The sequence below is a fragment of the Candidatus Goldiibacteriota bacterium HGW-Goldbacteria-1 genome, assembly GCA_002839855.1.
GTDB lineage: Bacteria > Oederibacteriota > PGYV01 > PGYV01 > PGYV01 > PGYV01.
The window spans coordinates 187,191-204,569 of sequence record PGYV01000002.1; the positions used below are offsets into that span (position 1 = coordinate 187,191).

Genomic DNA, 17,379 nt, shown 5'->3' on the forward strand with positions numbered 1-17,379 from the left:
AAGAAGGAACCAGACCAGTGAAGATGTAACGGCGCAATTAAGCGATTTGCAGGCGGTTATAAATAATAAAAAAATTCTGCGCGACAAATTAAGAAAGCTTGCTGACGCATCCAGGCAAATGTCCGATATAATAGAAATGGAAAAAGAACTTTCCAGGCTTCAGACGGATATAGATTCACTGGAGTCGCAGATGAAAGGCATACAGTCAAGGGTGGAAATGTCATCAGTATCTGTGTCCTTGAAAATCAAAAGAAATCCCGGTCCTTTGGGCTGGATTTTTATTGGTGTTTACTGGGTTATAGAGAAATTGTTCATCTGGTAGGGTGTGAAATGGTTGTGTTTAGATAAAGGAATAGAAGGTTTTTAAAGGCGAAATTAGGAATTGATAATGCCAATTAAATAAACTGCCGCGGGCTAAAGACCCGCGTCTACCAGAGCGAACCAATTAAACATAAAACAACGCGGCTTAAAAGCCGCGGCTACCAAGGCGAAAAGAGCAAAACTAAAAACAAGCTGCCGCGGGCTGAAGACCCGCGTCTACCAAAGCGAACCAATTAAAATAAAAACAATTCGGCTTAAAAGCAGTGGCTACCAAGGCGAAAAGGGCAAAACTAAAAATAAACTACCGCGGGCTGAAGACCCGCGTCTACCAAATCAAGATAATTAATTCAGAAAAACAATGCAAAACCCCAAATTTACTGTTGAAACATATGACAATAAAGGGTATATTTAATTATAATTTTGACTAAAAATGCGGAGGGAATACATGAAAAGATTCGTAATTTGCCTTATTGCTGTTCTGTTTTCGTTCACAATGCTTTTTGCGGGGTATAAAGAAAATGTAACGGCTGGGGTTAAGGCGTATAAGTCAAAGAATTTCGCGGCGGCGCTGAAATATTTCAGGGCGGCATATTCTGAAAAACAAAGCCCGAAGCTTAAACAGTACATCACAATGCTTGAAAAAAAGGTGGAAGAATCAGGCGACGACCTTCTTGAAGACGCGGGTGTTGACTCTGAATACGCGGGCTGGTCCACAAGGCAGAATGTTGTCGGGTTAAATACCGTGTTTATTTTTAGCGGGGTTTTTGGTTTAAGGTATGAAAGGCAGGTACTTAATAATCTTGGCGTAGGGTTGGAAGGCGGTTATGCGTGGACGGGCGGTTCTGTAAGCGTGCCTTCCGGCAGTTCTTCAGCTTCGGGTTCCGGCTTTGTGGTCGGCGGATTTGTTAACTGGTATCCACAGCAGCGCGCTTTAAACGCGTGGTATTTAGGGCCGGAGTTCTATTACTACTCATACTCTTTAAAATATGACCTTGTTACAATTGATTATTATGATATGTCAGAAACAAAAGAAACAGTTAATGTAAGTTATACCATGACCACTTTTGGCGGGCATGGCGGATACAGGTGGATTTTTGATAACGGTATTGGAATTGATTTATCACTTGGTGTGTCAATGCTTAACGCCGGAAATATAAAGATGGGTGATATGTCAGTGACGTTGTCCGGTATTATTCCTACCTTTGCGGCGCTTGCTTCATACGCGTTTTAAATATTACAGAATACCATGAGAAGGAACGACAAGCAGATTCAGGACAAACAGGAAATTGAAGAAATACTGGCTCTGGGAAAGGTTGTAAGAATTGCCTTTTCCGGGCCGGAGCCGTATTTGCTTCCCATGAATTACGGGTATAATAAGGGCGCGATATATATTCACTGCGCGCCTGTGGGTAAAAAACTTGACCTAATCAGAAATAACCCCAAAGTGGCTTTTGAAGTCACAATTGATGATTCCCTGAAATCCGGCGAGACCGCATGCGCATTTGGATATAAATACAGGTGCGTAATTGGAAGCGGCACAGCTTTAATTGTTGAAGATGAATGGGAAAAAATATCGGGTTTAAATATCCTTATGAAACAGCAGGCAGGCCTTCATAATCCCCTGTATGAAAAAGAGATGACGGATAAAGTGGCTGTTTTTAAGGTGATTATAGGCGAAATGACGGGGAAAAAGTCGGGTTTTTAACCGTTTAAATCTGAAAAATAACTCTGAAATTAAATCAAATTCAATTTGATTTTTTTTTAAAAACGCCGTATAATCAAAACATAATTCATTAATCAGGAGATAAAAAATCATGATGAAAAAAGCTTACGGTATTTGTCTTGGCGCTTCAACAATAAGCGCTGTTGAACTTGGACGTAATAATGACAAGACAGAAGTTTTAAAAGTAATAAGAAAAGAGCACGACGGCAACCCCAAAGAGGTTTTTGTTGAAGTGGTAAAAGAACTTAACACCGGGGATGCTCCTGTGCTGGTAACGGGCAGAAGGTTCCGTACATATGTTAATTTACCGTCAATTACCGAACCCGAAGCGGTTGAAGAAGCGCTGCAGTTTATTAATCCAACAGGCGAAAAATTTGATGCTGTGGTATCTGCCGGCGGGGAAACGTTTATGGTTTACCGTCTTGATTCCAATTCAAGAATAACAGGTATTTCCACGGGCAACAAATGCGCGTCAGGGACAGGTGAATTTTTTCTTCAGCAGATAAAAAGGATGGACCTTGGCCTTGAAAACGCGATTGAAACAGCGTTAAACGGCGAACCGTACGCGGTATCCGGAAGATGTTCCGTATTCTGCAAGTCTGACTGCACGCACGCTTTAAACAAAGGCGTCCCTGTTGGAAACGTGGCGGCAGGCCTGTGCGATATGATTGCGGAAAAAATTGTTGAACTTGTGGTAAAAGTGCCGCATGAAAAAATAATGATAACAGGCGGAACCGCCCTTAATTCCGCGGTTATTAAATATGTAAAACAACACCTTGAAAATGTCATAGTTCCTAAAGAAGCGCCTTATGTGGAAGCGCTTGGCGCGGCTATGGCCGCTTTTGAAAAGGGCAAAGCTGTTTCAAAAGAGATGTTTAATGAAGGCGTTACAAGTTTCACCACACTTATCCCGCTTAAAGAAGCGGAAAAGCTTGTTACCTTTAATAAGTCAGAACGCGGTATATTAAAAGAAGGCGACAGGTGTATTCTTGGGCTTGATGTGGGTTCCACCACCACAAAAGCGGTGCTTTTACGCGCGGATGACGACAAAGTGCTTGCGGATATTTATTTAAGGACAAACGGTAATCCCATAGAAGCGTCGCGCAAATGCTATGAAAGCATTCTGGAGCAGATGAAGGGAATTAAGGCAAAAATTGTCGGGATAGGCGTTACCGGTTCCGGAAGGCAGATAGCCGGATTGTATTCTTTAACTGACGGCATTATTAACGAAATTATTGCCCATGCCGCGGCAGCGGTTTTCTTTGACCCTGAAGTTGACACCATATTTGAAATTGGCGGGCAGGACGCAAAATATACCCACATCACCGCGGGCGTGGCGTCTGATTACGCCATGAATGAAGCGTGTTCCGCGGGAACAGGGTCTTTTCTTGAAGAGGCCGCCTATGAATCGCTTGGCGTGGATTACAGGGAAATAGCGGATGTTGCAATTAAAGCTAAAAGGCCGCCAAATTTCAATGACCAGTGCGCGGCGTTTATCTCATCTGACATTAAAAACGCAAGCCATGAGGGTATAACAAGGGAAGACATTCTTGCCGGGCTTGTTTATTCAATCTGTTTTAACTATGTAAACAGGGTAAAAGGGCACAGGCCGGTTGGCAATAAAGTTTTTATGCAGGGCGGCGTGTGTTACAACAAAGCGGTTCCGCTTGCAATGGCGGCTATCACGCAGAAACCCATCATAGTTCCGCCGGATCCCGGCCTTATGGGCGCGTTCGGCGTGGCGCTTGAAATTAAAAAACGCCTTGCGCTGGGATTATTAAAAGAAGAAAATTTTGACCTTGAAAAGATAATCGGCCGCCAGGTAGTAAATGAAAAACCGTTTGTATGCGCGGGCGGAAAAGAAAAATGCGATTTAAAGTGCAAAATAAACATGATACGCATAGAGGATAAAGTTTATCCTTTTGGCGGCGCATGCAACAGGTATTACAATCAGAGGTTTAAGATAAACGTGGATGCGGACAAACTTGATTTTGTATCCGCAAGAAATAAGCTGGCTTTTGAAAAATACTGCCCGGCGCTGCCTGTAAATGAAAAAGCCCCTTCAATAGGGATAAACAGAAGTTTTATTGTGCATCAGATTTTCCCGCTTTATTACAATTTCTTTTCAACTCTTGGGTGCAAAATAATCACATCCGAAGAGATGGATGAAAACGCGCTGCATAAACAGACCACTTCTTTTTGTTACCCGGCGCAGGTTTCACTTGCCATGTTTTCTGACCTTATTTCCAAAAATCCTGACTATTATTTTATGCCTCACGTTGAAGAAATGAACGTGGAAAACGGGGAGCCAAGAAAAGAATTCTCCGCTACGTGTATATTCACGCAGGGCGAAGCGTTCTGGATGAAACAGATATTCCGCGATAAAGGGCTTGAAGATAAAATGCTGACCCCCACGCTGAACTTTGCAAAGGGTTATGAAAAAGAAAAAGGCAAGTTTGTGGAAATAGGAAAAAAGCTTGGCTTCACTGCGGCGAAATCTGCGGAAGCGTTTGAAAAAGCGCTGTCTGTGCAGGCGGCTTACAGGGAAGAAAAGAAGAAACTTGGGCGCGATGTCATAGAAGAACTGCATAAGCACCCGGAAAAAACAGCTGTTGTGCTTTTTGGCGCGCCTCATAACGCTTTTAATGATGATACAAACAAGGGTATTCCCAAAAAACTTACCACTCGCGGTTACATGGTAATTCCGTTTGACATACTTCCCACAGAGCATGAAGTAATTGAAGACCCGCACGATGACTATATGCACTGGGAAATAGGGCAGAAGATTATTAAAGGCGCCCAGATTGTAAAAAAAGACAACCAGCTTTTTGGAATGTATATTACTAATTTCCTTTGCGCTATTGATTCGCTGCTTGTAACTTATTTCAGGCGCATCATGAACCAGAAACCATCGCTGACGCTTGAAATTGACGGGCACACGGCAGACGCGGGAATTGACACAAGGGTGGAAGCTTTTATTGATGTTGTAAAAAATTACCTTGAAATAACAAAGAAAGAGAAAGAACCGGTGCATTCATCCTATGTACCCGCCCGCATACTTGTGGAAAATACAGGGATGTTTTTTGTGGATTCCGAAGGCGAAAAATTCAAGCTTACAGACAAGCGCGTTAAAATGATTCTGCCCAATATGGGCGATTTAACAACCCCGCTTGTGGCGTCTGTTTTCAGAAAAGAAGGCGTTAACACAGAGGCAATGGGCGTGGCAGACAAGGAAACTTTAAGGCTTGGAAGAAGTGTTACCACGGGAAAAGAATGCCTTCCAATGGTATTGTGCATAGGTTCCATGCTTAAATACCTTGAAACAAGGACAAACAAAGATGAAAAACTTGTGGTCTTTCAGCCAAGGGCCGCGGGCTATTGCAGGCTTGGACAGTACCATGTTTTTATGAACATGCTGGTTAAAGAAAGAAAAATTAAGGATGTGGCACTGTTATCGCTTGCCAATGAAGAACGCTACACAGGTTTTGGCCCCAAGCTTATGATAAACGCCTGGTACGCGCTTTTAGCCGGGGATGTGCTTGATGATATAAGAAATTCAATATGGACAATAGCCAAAGACCCGGTATCAGGCGAGGAAATATTAAACCAGGAACATAAAAAAATAGAAGCGTCACTTGATGGGTCGTCGGGAATTGATTTTTACAAGCAGATAAAAATGTCCGCTAAAGTCCTGTCAAAGATACCGCTTAAGATGAAACTGCACGAAGCCCCTGAAGTTTCTATAATGGGGGAAATATTTGTAAGAAGGGACACGTTCTCTAATAAGGGCATAGCCAAACGCCTGGCAGAAAAGGGTTTCATTGCCAGAACCGCGCACATTTCCGAGTGGCTGTATTACCTGACGTATATGATAGAAAATAAGCTGCACATACCGGACTACACAATGCTTGGCTGGCTTGAATATAAAATTACTGATGCCACGCAGCGTTATATGGAAATGAAAGTTAAAAAGATTTTTGAAAAATCCGGATTGTACGTCGCTGAAGCCGTTGATATTGATGATATCGTAAAGTATTCAGAACACATACTGCCAAAAGCGTTAAAAGGCGAACCGGGCATGATTATGGGTGTCACGATGCGCGATGTTTTTAATAAGTACGCGGGTGTGGTAAATATAGGCCCGTTCTCCTGTATGCCGGTAAGGTTTACGGAAGCTGTTGTGTCAAACAGCCTTGATATGAAAGGCAAGCAGGAAGCATATAAATTCGCGGGAGAAGCTCTTGACCAGGGAGCATTCGGCGATGAAGACAGAATGCCGTTTTTAACTATTGAAGCGGACGGCAATCCTTATCCGCAGCTGCTTGAGGCGCGTTTTGACAGCTTCAGCCTGCAGGCGGCAAGGGTGGCGGAAAAGCAGGGTAAAAAGGTGGCAGTAAAAGTCATCTGAAAATAATAAACTAAATGAAAAAATAAAAAAGCGTGGGCGTTAAGTTCACGCTTTTTTTATTCGGGAGTTACAAGTGAGCCGGGAAATTCGTGTGATATATGAAGATGAAGACTACGCCGTGGTTGAAAAACAGGCGGGTGTTTTAACCATTCCGGACAGGTACAAGCCGGAACTGTTTAACCTTTATACCGCGCTTAACGAAAAATACGGAAAAATATTTATTGTGCACCGGCTGGATAAAGATACAAGCGGTGTTATTGTTTTTGCCAAAAATGCCGAAGCGCACAGGGACTTAAGTATCAAATTTGAAAAAGGGGAAGCGCGTAAAACTTACCTTGCCGTAATAAAGGGCATTCCGGAAAAAGAAAGCGGAACAATTGATCTGCCGTTGGCGCCGTTAAAAAATTATAAAAACATTATGTCGGTAAATTACAAAATTGGAAAAAAATCTGTAACTACATATAAAATCCTGCAGAAGTATAAAGGCTACTCCTTAGCCGAAGTAAAACTTTTAACGGGCAGAATGCATCAGATAAGGGCGCATTTTAGGGCAATAGGCAATCCGCTAGCACTGGATACTCTTTATACGGACAAACATAAACAAAGCATAACATCCGGTGAAATCTTAAACACACCGGACAACAGGGAACTGATATCCCGGCTTACACTTCACGCCGCGCAGATTCAATTTGAAAGTATAAAGAATATAAAATTAAAATTTGGGGCGCCTTTACCCAATGACATGTCTTTGTTAATACAAACCCTTCAAAAATCCGCGTAATTATTGCTCCGTTTATACATCTTAGTTAAACGGTTAACCAAATTACGAAAATAATCATGAAAAAAATTTGACTTTTCGTCACTTAACCGGTTAAACTTATAATAAGAGTGAAACACCGTTCCGGATAAAGATAAGCAGGTTAGTTTTGACGTTAAAACAGTAATATAGAATCAATTAAAACGTTTTAATAGACATACGCGGAGGTGAAAAAGATGGGTAAAAAGGTGATGCTTTTTCTTTGTATGGCTTTTTTAATACCTTCATTTCTTTTTGCCGAACCAAGAATCTTAAGTTATTCTATGACTCCGCCAAACCCTTCCTTTGGAGATGCAGTAACGGTTCACGTTGAATTCTGTGCGCAGAATTATAATTCAGGATGGATGGCCCTTGCGGTAAGTACCCAGCCGGTAAGGGTAAACGCGGCGCTGTCCGGTGTAGGCCAGGTTTTTGTAATCTCACGCGCCGGTTTTGATGTGCCGACATCAAGGCCTGCTACAACACAGGGCGGGGTTATTGGGTATCAGGTAAGCACCACCACAACAGCCGCACCTGTCTGCAATGACTGCAATAGCACAAATCCAAATGGCCAGCTTTATGTTGAAGACTGGGTTGTTCATGTTCCTGCGGCTGACAATTTTCCGGGATGCGTGGTTGACAACCTTTATATGCATATAGGATTTAAAGATAATAATATGAATGAAAGCGACTGGCACAACCTGCAGCAGCCTGCCTGCGCGGGTGCGTCGCTTACGTGGTCAATGCCTCTTTTGCCTGAAGAATTCAGTATAAGAAAAAGGGTTGAAGGTGTTATTCAGGAACAAAACGACCTTGTTTTATTTTCTGTGGACTACTCTTATTCCAACGGAAGGCTTACCATAACAGATACGATTCCATCCGCGTGGAACGGCGATCTTGAACTTGTATCTTTTGGGCCGACATCAATAACCGGCGGAATAGTAAGCGGGCCAAATCCCGGGGACAGAAGCGGAACTTTTTCCTGGACGCTTCCCGACAGGACAGGCGTTAAGGGTGTTGCTGAAGGCACGGTGTGGATGCTTTACCGGCTTACAACCACAGTGCCTGTAGATTCGCCAAGGACTTACACAAATACCGTAAGCGGGTCTATGGATGGTATTACAAAAACAGACGATGCAAGCATTGTGACAGGGCAGGCCGCGATAGACCTTGAAAAAAGGCAGAGCCATACGCTTGCTTATCCCGGCGATATAGTTACGTATACACTTGAATATAATATTAACGGTTCAAAGTTAATTGCATACCAGCCTTTTGATGATATAAGCGGCGTTTATACTTCAACTCCGCCTGCGGGATGGGGTTTTTTACCGCAGAACAGCACAAACGGAACATGGACTGTAAGCGATGTGTGTAATACAGGCGACAGGGTGATAACCGGAAGCGTATCAAACGAGGCGTATCCCGCAATGATATATACGGCGCAGCCGTTTTGTGAAGGGACAATTGTGGCGGATGCTTTGATAAATCCCGGCAATACGGGAACAGCCCAGTACGAGGGTTCGGACGCGCTTATTATAATAAGAAACAACGGGCAGCCGGGAAATCTTAATATGGCTTACGCGCTGGGTATTTCAATTGATGATAATTTTGGAAGCAATATAAACGGTAATGTGGGTTTTCAAAAGTGTATAAACGGCGGGACATGTACCTGGCCGTTGTCGGTTAATACTATTCAGATAGTTGGAAATAAATGGTACAGGATAAAAATAGACGTGAAAGGCGTAACTTTCAGGGCGAAAGTCTGGGCAAAAGGCGACCCTGAACCGACAGGTTATACAATAACATGGACAGACCCGGCACCTGCGGGTATGACATGCGACCCGCTAAATCCTGCAGGCTGGTATGCCGGGATAGGCGAACAGGGCGGCGCCATGGGTTCCACCCAGGACAGTTACAATAATTTTATGCTATACGAACCAAGGATAGCTGAAAATGCGGTTTTATACGATACTGTGCCACTTGATATTAATTACGTGGGAGCAAGCTCTCCGCCTGTTAAAGTCAATCCTATGGTTGAATGGGAGTTAAATAATATAATGAATGAAGGCGGTTCTTTTACATGGTGGGGCGAAGTTACAGGCTGCGGCCCTATTACCAATGTCGGCGCTATTGACGCAAACGACCCTGTTCTGCCTGTGCTTTCAAACAGGGTGGTGATGAGCGTTTACTGCGGCTCGCCGACAGTAACTCCCACGGTTACTGTTACAGTAACGTCAACACCCACAAGGACCAGCACACCCACATCAACAATGACTGCAACACGGACAATAACAAATACAGCAACGCCAACAAGGACAGCTACCGCAACAAGTACGGTGACTTTTACAAGAACTGCAACGCCGACATCAACTGCGACCAGGACAATTACAGATACGGCAACACCTACGGTTACGTTTACAGTATCTGCCACAATGACGGCTACAAGGACAATAACCAGCACAGCCACGCCTACAGTTACATTTACAGTATCTGCCACAATGACGGCTACAAGGACAATAACCAGCACAGCCACACCTACGGTTTCTTTTTCCAACACGCCCACAGCGACACCCACTTTCACTATAACGGTTACAAGGACAAATACGCCTTCTAACACGCCCACTCCCACAATTACGCAGACTTACTGGGAATCAATGACAAATACGCCTACAGTTACAATAACAAGGACAGCCACTCCTACGGCAACACAGACAAAAACTGTCACATTCACATCCACAATGACGGATACAAAGACAGTAACCGCCACAAGGACGGCAACGCCAACCGTAACGGTGACGCATATGGATACCGCGACAAATACTAAAACAGTGACTTTGACAAGGACTCCCACGCCCACGCATACGCAGACATTAACGGTTACCCCAACTTCAACAAGCACGGCAACAAGGACGAATACGCGCACAGTCACACCCACTGCCACGCAGACGGATACAGCAACCATAACGATAACAGTAACGGATACTTTTACAATGACCGCGACACCGACCATAACACCAAGCCCCACTATAACAATGACCCTTCCGCCTTTTCCTTATGTCTTAAGGATAGGCGTGTATAATGAAGCGGGTGAAAGGGTAAGGTTTATCTGTTCCGTTCCCACCAATAAGTTAATGAGCGACGTGGATTTTCTTTCAAACGGCGATGCCACGGATGTTATAAGCAATGGCGCTGACATTACCATAACTTTAAACGGCGTTGAAACCCCGTATAATATGGGCAATGGTTATACGTCGTTTGTCTGGGACGGAAAAAATGACCAGGCACAGTATGTGTCAAACGGCCCCTACTATATTAAGCTTGAACAGCTGGATGAATACGGGCATAGCACGTCGCTTATCAAGGATATGCAGTCCATCCGTTATGAAGAAGGGGTGGAAGGAAGAATATATAATTCAGCGGGCGAACTTGTAAAATTATTAAGAACCCAGCCTTCTGCTAAAGGGCAGAAAGTGGCGCTGAAAATACAGGATATAATAATAATTGAGCCTCAAAGCGCGAAGATAAAATTGTATTACAACGAAGATGAATATCTTGAATGGGACGGCACAAATGAAGCGGGCCTTGCCGTAACCAACGGAACATATGAAATACAGGTAATAATGAAGACCGCGGAAGGAAGGTTAATAGAGGCGTCAAAAAGCGTAATAATTCTTACGGAAAAGACAGACTATCTTGCAGACCCGATAATCGCGCCTAATCCTGTTACCCATAAAGAGGGGCGTACGTTAATTGTATGGGACCCCCTTGCGCTGTATAATCCATCCGCCGCAAAGGGCATAATGGAAATAAGGATATACAGCCTGGCAGGGGAAAAGGTAAAAGAAATACGGTGCGCGCTGCAGAACGGCGCCGCGCAATGGGATTTAAAGTCCGAATCCGGCGGACAGGTATCCAACGGCGTGTACGTTGTGGTGCTTGAAGCGATACGTGATGACGGGCAATTAAACAGGAAAAAGATTAAAATGGCTGTAAAATAAGCCGGATATAAAAAGCCGCCCAAAATAGGGCGGCTTTTTTTTTATCACCATTAATACCTTGTATTATTGACGTATTCGTAAATAATGTTATAATAACTGTCAAATAATTAACCGGAGGATTAAATGAAAAGATTAATGCTTTTAATGTCAGTGTTAATTTTTGGTTCGTTCTTATACGCGGCTGATAAAGCCCGGCTGGAAACATTACTGCCCGATGTATATCTTATAACAGACGCCAATTATGATAACTTTAACGGCAATAAATTCTGTTCGCTTCACTGCGGGGATGTCAGGTGGATTATGAGGGCGTCTTCCGAACTTAAATCATCAAAGGGCAGAAATTACGGGCCATATAATGTGGATGACTGGTCGTTTAAAACAGCGTGGGTGGAAGGTAATAAGAACAACGGAAAAGGCGAATATCTTACGTTTTTCTTTCCAAGGACAACATTTTTCGCCCGTGATTTAAAACCCGTAAACTGGGACGGCTTTAGCGTGGTAAACGGGGATATGAGGGATGCGGTATCGTATAACAATAATGCAAGGGTAAAGACTTTTAGGGTTTACTTAAACGGAGAGCCGTTATTTGACGCTTATCTGGAAGATGAAATGGCAATACAGACTTTTTCTTTCGCGCAGTCAGTAATGCTTAAACCCGATGATGTTATAAAGGCGGAAATACGTGAAGTGTATCCCGGCGCTAAATTTAAAGATGCGGCTGTTTCGCAGTTTATGCTGCTTGGCGCGCATTCGCATGATAAATAGGCTTTAATTTTTTGATCCATAAAGCCCCGTGCCTTAAAAGCCGGGGCTTTTTTTATGTAATAAAAGGAGAATTATGAAAAATACTGGTATCTTCAAATTTGGCAATGACATTAAGACGGTATTTAAGTCCATAGTAGACAGGCGGACTCCGTGGTATGTGAAAGCTGCCGGTATTATAGGCATAGCATATATTATCTTTCCTTTTGATTTTTTACATGATTATATTCCGGTGCTTGGGTGGACAGATGATATCACGGCGGCAGGGTTGATATTGTGGTTTATAATCGCGCTTATACCCAAAGAAGTGCTTGAAGATAATAAGATAAAAAAAGATGAAAATGCCGCGGTTATAGAAGTAAAGAAGATTGACGATAAATGAAAAAACTTATCCCGGCGTTTTTTCTGTGCGTAATTTTTTTAATCCCTGTTTTATTGCCGGCCGAAGAAGAGCCGCAGGAAGACTATTCCGCCATGTTTGACATCACATCCGTAAGCCCCGCTATGATGACATATGAAAGCCTTGCGATAATATGGGAAAGTATGGATAACGGGCAGAAAAAGAAAACCACCAAGATGCTTAAAGAAAAATGGACATCAATGAGCAATGATGAAAAATCCTCTTTTGTGAGTGAAATAACAAAGTGGTGGAATTCATTATCTGACAAAGAACAGCAAAAGGTAATTACAAAGACCAGAAAACGGTGGCACAAGCTATCTGATGACGAGAAAAAAGATATTGTGGATAATATTAAAGAGTGGTGGACGGGCATAGGCGGGGAAGAACAGAAAATAGTAATGGTGAAAGTTCAGGATAAATGGGCAAAGATGTCCAACACGGCCAAGAAGAAAACAGTGGGATATGTGGAAACTTTATGGAATTCAATGTCTGAAAAAGAAAAACAGACGGCTGTCTTTACCGCAAAAAACTGGTGGATGCTGCTGCCGTTTGAGGCAAAAGAAGAAGTTGTCTTAATGGCGCAGAACAAGTGGGCTGCGCTGCCGGATGATGATAAGGATGTCCTGAAAGAAAAAGCCAAGTACTGGTGGAACGCCCTGTCTGAAGAAGAACGCCAGCACCTTATTGCTGATTCAATGATGAAATGGCAGGAGATACTTAAGAAGATAAAGTGAAGCAGCTGGGCAGCTGGGCAGCTGGGCGGCTAGGCAGCTAGGCAGCTAGGCAGCTAGGCGGCTAGGCGGTTGGCTTTAGATTTGGTAGCCGCGGGCTTTAGATTTGGTAGCCGCGGGCTTTAGCCCGGGGCAGTTGAAGTTGGTTTGTGTTTGTTTATATATTAGTAGACGCGGATCTTTAATACCGCATCTATATCAAACGTCATGCGGTCTTATCCGGGGCAGTTGGTTTGAATTTAATTCTTTTATTAGAATAATAATATATATTTCTACTAAATTGTTTGTTTTAAATCAACTGCCGCACCCTAAAGGGTGCGCCTACCAAACCCAAAACAAACCAACCAAAACCAAACCAAATTATTCATATCACCGTATTGCCGAAGCCGCCAAGCCGCCAAGCCGCCAAGCCGCCAAGCTGCCAAGCCGCCAAGCCGCCAAGCCGCCTAGCTGCCTAGCCGCCTAGCTGCCTAGCCGCCTAGCCGCCTAGCCGCCTAGCCGCCTAGCTGCCTAGCCGCCTAGCCGCCTAGCTGTCGATTCCGGGCATAAAAAAAGCCCGGCACGATTTGTGCCGGGCTTTTGGTTTTAATTTAAATTACTGGGCGTTCTTCTTAAGCCAGTTCTGAATCTGTGTGTCTGAAGGGTTCTGGCGGATGTAATATTTAAGGTACTGGGCAGCCCTTGCTTTGTCGCCCATGTAGTAATAGCACATACCAATCTTCTTATAAAGCGCCGCGGACGGTGCCTGTTTTACAGCGCCGCCGTAATACTTAAGGGCGCTTTTATAGTTTTTCTGTTTGTAGTAATAATCGCCCCATTTTTCATACTTGGATGAAGCGCCGGTAACTGCTGTTGACTGTGTGCCTGTTGCTGATGTGGAGGAAGAAGAACCTTCTGTTCCGCCAAAATAGAAACTTAATCCCGCGCCAAAATAAACACCGGAAAGGTCAACAGATGCGGCTTTAAAAATAGGTTCTCCGTCTATGTCTGTGGCGTTAAAAGGAAGTTCTTCAGGGTAGGTTATGGGCATGCTTGCTATTCTGTAACCCACGTTGGCGCCAAGGCCAACCGTATCGCTTACCATAAATTTTGCGCCTGCTTCAATGTTCGCGCCGAAAAACATTTCGGTAAAGTCAACAGAGTAATACTGTTCCATCGGGGTATCGTGGAAAAAGTTAATTTCCCAGAAGCTCTGGTAATTCATAAACATACCGGCGTCCGCTCCAAGGGATATGAAGAATTTTTCGGATGCGGGAATGTAGTACTTGCCGCCGATGCCAAAATAGCCGATTGAAAAAGCTGCGTGGTTATAAAAAATTTCTTCGTCATTTAAATCGGTATAGGAAACTTCGTCCTGCACGAACATAAAGTCTGTTTTAAAGAAAATTCCAACATTGGGTGTGGCAAGGTATTCAAGTAATAAACTGCCCGTAGGCGCCATTCCTATAAAGGTGGAAGCGCCGGGGTCTGTGTTCGGGAAGGCCATTGTTGGTATGTATTTGTAGTCTTCGTCAAATGCCGACGGATTCAAAAGTGTTGCCCCGCCGCGAAGTTCAATTCCAAATTTTCCGTTCATTCCGCCTTCTGCAAGAAGGGTAGAAGCAAGCAGTACAAAAACCAATACAGTAATAATTCTTTTAAACATTTATTTTAACCTCCGCAAATTGATTTTAACGAATAATTGATTTTAGCATAATTTTGATTTTTTAGTCAATAAATTAATGGAAATATCATAAACGGCATACTGCATATTTTTTAATAATTATATTGCAATAATTTATACAAAATACTATAATCTATTTTAACGTTAAAACAAAAGAGGTGTAAAGTGCTTAAAAAATTGGTAATCATCGTATCAGGGGTGCTTATGGCTATAAATGTGGCAGCATATTCAGAAAGTATTAAAGTAAACACGGTAGGATACAGGCCGGCGGATGATAAATATGTGGTTTGTGATAAGCCGTGTTCGTATTTTTCAGTCCACAGAAAAAGCGACGGTAAAAAGGTGTTTTCCAATGATATGAAAGGCCCTGTAAGCGATTCTGTTTCGGGGGATAACTGTTTTGTGGGCAGCTTTTCCGGTTTGAAAGAACCCGGTACATATTATATTGAAATAGAGAAGAACGGAAAATCCTCGGAATTTGTAATTGCCGATAATATTTATGACAGCGCGTTTGAAAAGGTGATGCACGCTTTTTACCAGCAGCGCTGCGGAACTGACATTATAAGCAGGACCGGTTTTGAACATAAGGCCTGCCACTTAAATCCCGCGGAACTGCACGAAAGCACCGGTGAGGAAGGCGAAATTGACGTGATAGGAGGCTGGCACGACGCCGGCGATTACGGCAAATATACGGTTAACAGCGGCATTTCTACCGGGACGCTTCTTTTAATGTTTGAAAGGTACAAGAACAGGCTTGAAAGTATCAAAACAGGAATACCCGCGTCCGCAGCTATCGGTAAACTGCCGGATGTCTTAAATGAAATTAAATGGAACCTTGATTGGATGTTAAAGATGCAGGCGAAAAACGGCGGAGTGTATCACAAAGCTACCCCGTTACAGTTTCCGGCTTTAAATATGATGCCCGAAGATGACAGGAACACATATTTTGTTTATGAGATTACTTCAACCGGCACCGCGGATTTTGCCGCGGTTATGGCGATTGCCTCAAGGGTCTTTAAAGAATACGACGCGGCATACGCTGACAAATGCCTTAGGGCCGCGCGTGATGCGTGGAAGTATCTTGAGAAAAACACGGCTATGGTTCCAAAAGAAGGTTATAAAAATCCTTCTGACACAAAGACCGGGCAGTATGGCGACAATGATGATAAAGATGAAAGGCTTTGGGCTGCTTCGGAATTGTTTTCAACTACCGGCGAAGAAGTCTATAATAAATTTTTTACGGCTAATTATAAAAACTGGGATAAAGCCATAGACCGGGCTGCGTCATGGCGCGACGTAAAAGAAATGGCAATGTTTTCATATTGCGTGTCTGTACAGCCGGGTAAATCAGAAGAGGCATGTGAGTCCATAAAGAAATCAATGGCGGTTCACTGTGATACTTTAATGGCAAAGATAAACGACAGCGGTTACAGGAACGTGATGGGTGAAGAGGATTACGTCTGGGGGTCAAATTCAGTTGCGTTAAATTACGCCATGAACCTTATCGTAGGCGCGGATGTCCTTGAAAAACAGGAATACAAAAAAGGCGCGCTTGAAATACTGGGTTATATATTCGGCATTAATCCTTTTGCAAGAAGCTATGTGACGGGAATCGGCTCTAACTATCCCATGAACATACACCACAGGCCCACGGTTGGGGATAAAAATCCGGAGCCGTGGCCGGGGCTTTTAGCCGGCGGGCCCAATAAAAGGCCGCAGGACAACCCTTTAAAAGCATTGCCATTTGGCACCGCACCGGCAAGAAACTACGCCGACCACATTGATTCATACGCCAGCAACGAAATTGCCATAAACTGGAACGCGCCTTTGGCATACGTCTTGGCGGAATTTTTATCAAATAATGTGGTGATGGAATAATACCGGTTTATACACGCTGAAATTATCATAAGGGGTTATTAAAATCATTTATTTATTAAAGGATACTTGCGGCTTATTAATGAGTATAATAGTTTTATTTGGTATTATTTTGTACTTGTTTTTCATAGCCGTTTTTAATATAATTATTAAAACGATTTACGGAGGATAACTATGGCTAAAAATGTAACCTTTACAATGAAAGTGGATAAAGACGTTCGTGACCTTTTAAAAGACTTCTGCCGATCAAGGGGATTTATGATGAAATCTTTCCTTGAAAAGGCGATACTGGATGAAATTGAAAGGGAAGAAATGAAAGAAGACCTTTTAAGTATTCAGAATTATGAGAGAAATGAAAAAGGAAACACTATACCGCTTGAAAACGTTGCCGAAGAACTTGGATTTTACGGAAAGAAAAAGAATGTATAAAATTGAACTTTCGCGCAGCGCGTATAAATGGCTGAAAATGGCTCCCGGGGGGATGCCGGAACTTGCGGCCATTAAGGGTAAAATAATGGAGCTTGCGGAAAATCCAAAACCGCCCGGCTGTGAGAAGTTAAGGATGAAAGAAGATTATTATAGAATAAGGCACGGGAATTACAGGGTTGTGTATGAAATCTCGGTCACAGAAAAGAAGGTAATAATTGTTGCAATAGGGCATAGAAGGGAAATATACAGGGGGATATAATCAGCGGGTTGAAT

13 protein-coding genes (1 of these 13 cut by a window edge) are annotated in these 17,379 nt (G+C 43.2%); 12 read left to right on the forward strand and 1 reads right to left on the reverse strand.

All coding sequences use genetic code 11. The annotated features are described in order from the left end of the window. The 9 genes from CVV21_02320 to CVV21_02360 form a co-directional block, all read left to right on the forward strand. Positions 1 to 322, forward strand: partial view of a hypothetical protein gene (locus CVV21_02320; GenBank protein PKL92612.1) — the end only. It extends 326 nt beyond the left edge of the window; only the last 322 of its 648 coding nucleotides appear in the window; its start codon lies beyond the left edge, outside the window; its stop codon occupies positions 320 to 322. A 444-nt stretch (positions 323 to 766) separates the two neighbouring features. Further along, positions 767 to 1,552, forward strand: a complete 786-nt coding sequence (locus tag CVV21_02325) for a hypothetical protein (GenBank protein ID PKL92613.1) — start codon at positions 767 to 769, stop codon at positions 1,550 to 1,552. Between the two features lie 15 nt (positions 1,553 to 1,567). After that, positions 1,568 to 2,026: a pyridoxamine 5'-phosphate oxidase family protein gene (locus tag CVV21_02330; protein PKL92614.1), complete on the forward strand. Its 459-nt coding sequence runs from the start codon at positions 1,568 to 1,570 to the stop codon at positions 2,024 to 2,026. A 109-nt stretch (positions 2,027 to 2,135) separates the two neighbouring features. After that, positions 2,136 to 6,452, forward strand: coding sequence for an activase (locus CVV21_02335; GenBank protein PKL92615.1), 4,317 nt, complete (start codon positions 2,136 to 2,138; stop codon positions 6,450 to 6,452). Between the two features lie 58 nt (positions 6,453 to 6,510). After that, positions 6,511 to 7,233 (forward strand): RluA family pseudouridine synthase, encoded by a 723-nt coding sequence (locus tag CVV21_02340; protein ID PKL92616.1) that lies wholly within the window; start codon positions 6,511 to 6,513, stop codon positions 7,231 to 7,233. A gap of 212 nt (positions 7,234 to 7,445) precedes the next feature. Further along, positions 7,446 to 11,246, forward strand: a complete 3,801-nt coding sequence (locus CVV21_02345; GenBank protein ID PKL92617.1) for a hypothetical protein — start codon at positions 7,446 to 7,448, stop codon at positions 11,244 to 11,246. A gap of 123 nt (positions 11,247 to 11,369) precedes the next feature. Further along, positions 11,370 to 12,011: a hypothetical protein gene (locus CVV21_02350; protein PKL92618.1), complete on the forward strand. Its 642-nt coding sequence runs from the start codon at positions 11,370 to 11,372 to the stop codon at positions 12,009 to 12,011. 73 nt (positions 12,012 to 12,084) lie between these two features. Further along, a complete protein-coding gene (locus CVV21_02355; GenBank protein PKL92619.1) occupies positions 12,085 to 12,390 on the forward strand; it encodes a hypothetical protein in 306 nt (101 codons plus the stop codon). Beyond that, the gene (locus CVV21_02360; GenBank protein PKL92620.1) at positions 12,387 to 13,142 is read left to right on the forward strand and encodes a hypothetical protein; all 756 of its coding nucleotides are present in this window, start codon (positions 12,387 to 12,389) and stop codon (positions 13,140 to 13,142) included. The genes CVV21_02355 and CVV21_02360 overlap by 4 nt, the downstream gene beginning before the upstream one ends. Positions 13,143 to 13,734: 592 nt before the next feature. Here CVV21_02360 and CVV21_02365 read toward each other — a convergent pair. Further along, the gene (locus CVV21_02365) at positions 13,735 to 14,784 is read right to left on the reverse strand and encodes a hypothetical protein (GenBank protein PKL92621.1); all 1,050 of its coding nucleotides are present in this window, start codon (positions 14,782 to 14,784) and stop codon (positions 13,735 to 13,737) included. Between the two features lie 183 nt (positions 14,785 to 14,967). Here CVV21_02365 and CVV21_02370 point away from each other — a divergent pair, with 183 nt between their 5' ends. From CVV21_02370 to CVV21_02380, 3 genes are all read left to right on the forward strand, one after another. After that, the gene (locus tag CVV21_02370; protein ID PKL92622.1) at positions 14,968 to 16,680 is read left to right on the forward strand and encodes a hypothetical protein; all 1,713 of its coding nucleotides are present in this window, start codon (positions 14,968 to 14,970) and stop codon (positions 16,678 to 16,680) included. 171 nt (positions 16,681 to 16,851) lie between these two features. Beyond that, complete coding sequence (locus CVV21_02375; GenBank protein PKL92623.1) at positions 16,852 to 17,106, forward strand: hypothetical protein; 255 nt, start codon at positions 16,852 to 16,854, stop codon at positions 17,104 to 17,106. Next, positions 17,099 to 17,365, forward strand: coding sequence for a type II toxin-antitoxin system mRNA interferase toxin, RelE/StbE family (locus tag CVV21_02380; GenBank protein ID PKL92624.1), 267 nt, complete (start codon positions 17,099 to 17,101; stop codon positions 17,363 to 17,365). The genes CVV21_02375 and CVV21_02380 overlap by 8 nt, the downstream gene beginning before the upstream one ends. Positions 17,366 to 17,379: the final 14 nt, after the last annotated feature.

What these genes read in the sequence shown, in the direction of transcription:
- CVV21_02325 (PKL92613.1), top strand. Translation starts at nt 767, where the DNA reads ATGAAAAGATTCGTAATTTGCCTTATTGCTGTTCTGTTTTCGTTCACA.
- CVV21_02330 (PKL92614.1), top strand. Translation starts at nt 1,568, where the DNA reads ATGAGAAGGAACGACAAGCAGATTCAGGACAAACAGGAAATTGAAGAA.
- CVV21_02335 (PKL92615.1), top strand. Translation starts at nt 2,136, where the DNA reads ATGATGAAAAAAGCTTACGGTATTTGTCTTGGCGCTTCAACAATAAGC.
- CVV21_02345 (PKL92617.1), top strand. Translation starts at nt 7,446, where the DNA reads ATGGGTAAAAAGGTGATGCTTTTTCTTTGTATGGCTTTTTTAATACCT.
- CVV21_02350 (PKL92618.1), top strand. Translation starts at nt 11,370, where the DNA reads ATGAAAAGATTAATGCTTTTAATGTCAGTGTTAATTTTTGGTTCGTTC.
- CVV21_02355 (PKL92619.1), top strand. Translation starts at nt 12,085, where the DNA reads ATGAAAAATACTGGTATCTTCAAATTTGGCAATGACATTAAGACGGTA.
- CVV21_02360 (PKL92620.1), top strand. Translation starts at nt 12,387, where the DNA reads ATGAAAAAACTTATCCCGGCGTTTTTTCTGTGCGTAATTTTTTTAATC.
- CVV21_02365 (PKL92621.1), bottom strand. Translation starts at nt 14,784, where the DNA reads ATGTTTAAAAGAATTATTACTGTATTGGTTTTTGTACTGCTTGCTTCT.
- CVV21_02375 (PKL92623.1), top strand. Translation starts at nt 16,852, where the DNA reads ATGGCTAAAAATGTAACCTTTACAATGAAAGTGGATAAAGACGTTCGT.
- CVV21_02380 (PKL92624.1), top strand. Translation starts at nt 17,099, where the DNA reads ATGTATAAAATTGAACTTTCGCGCAGCGCGTATAAATGGCTGAAAATG.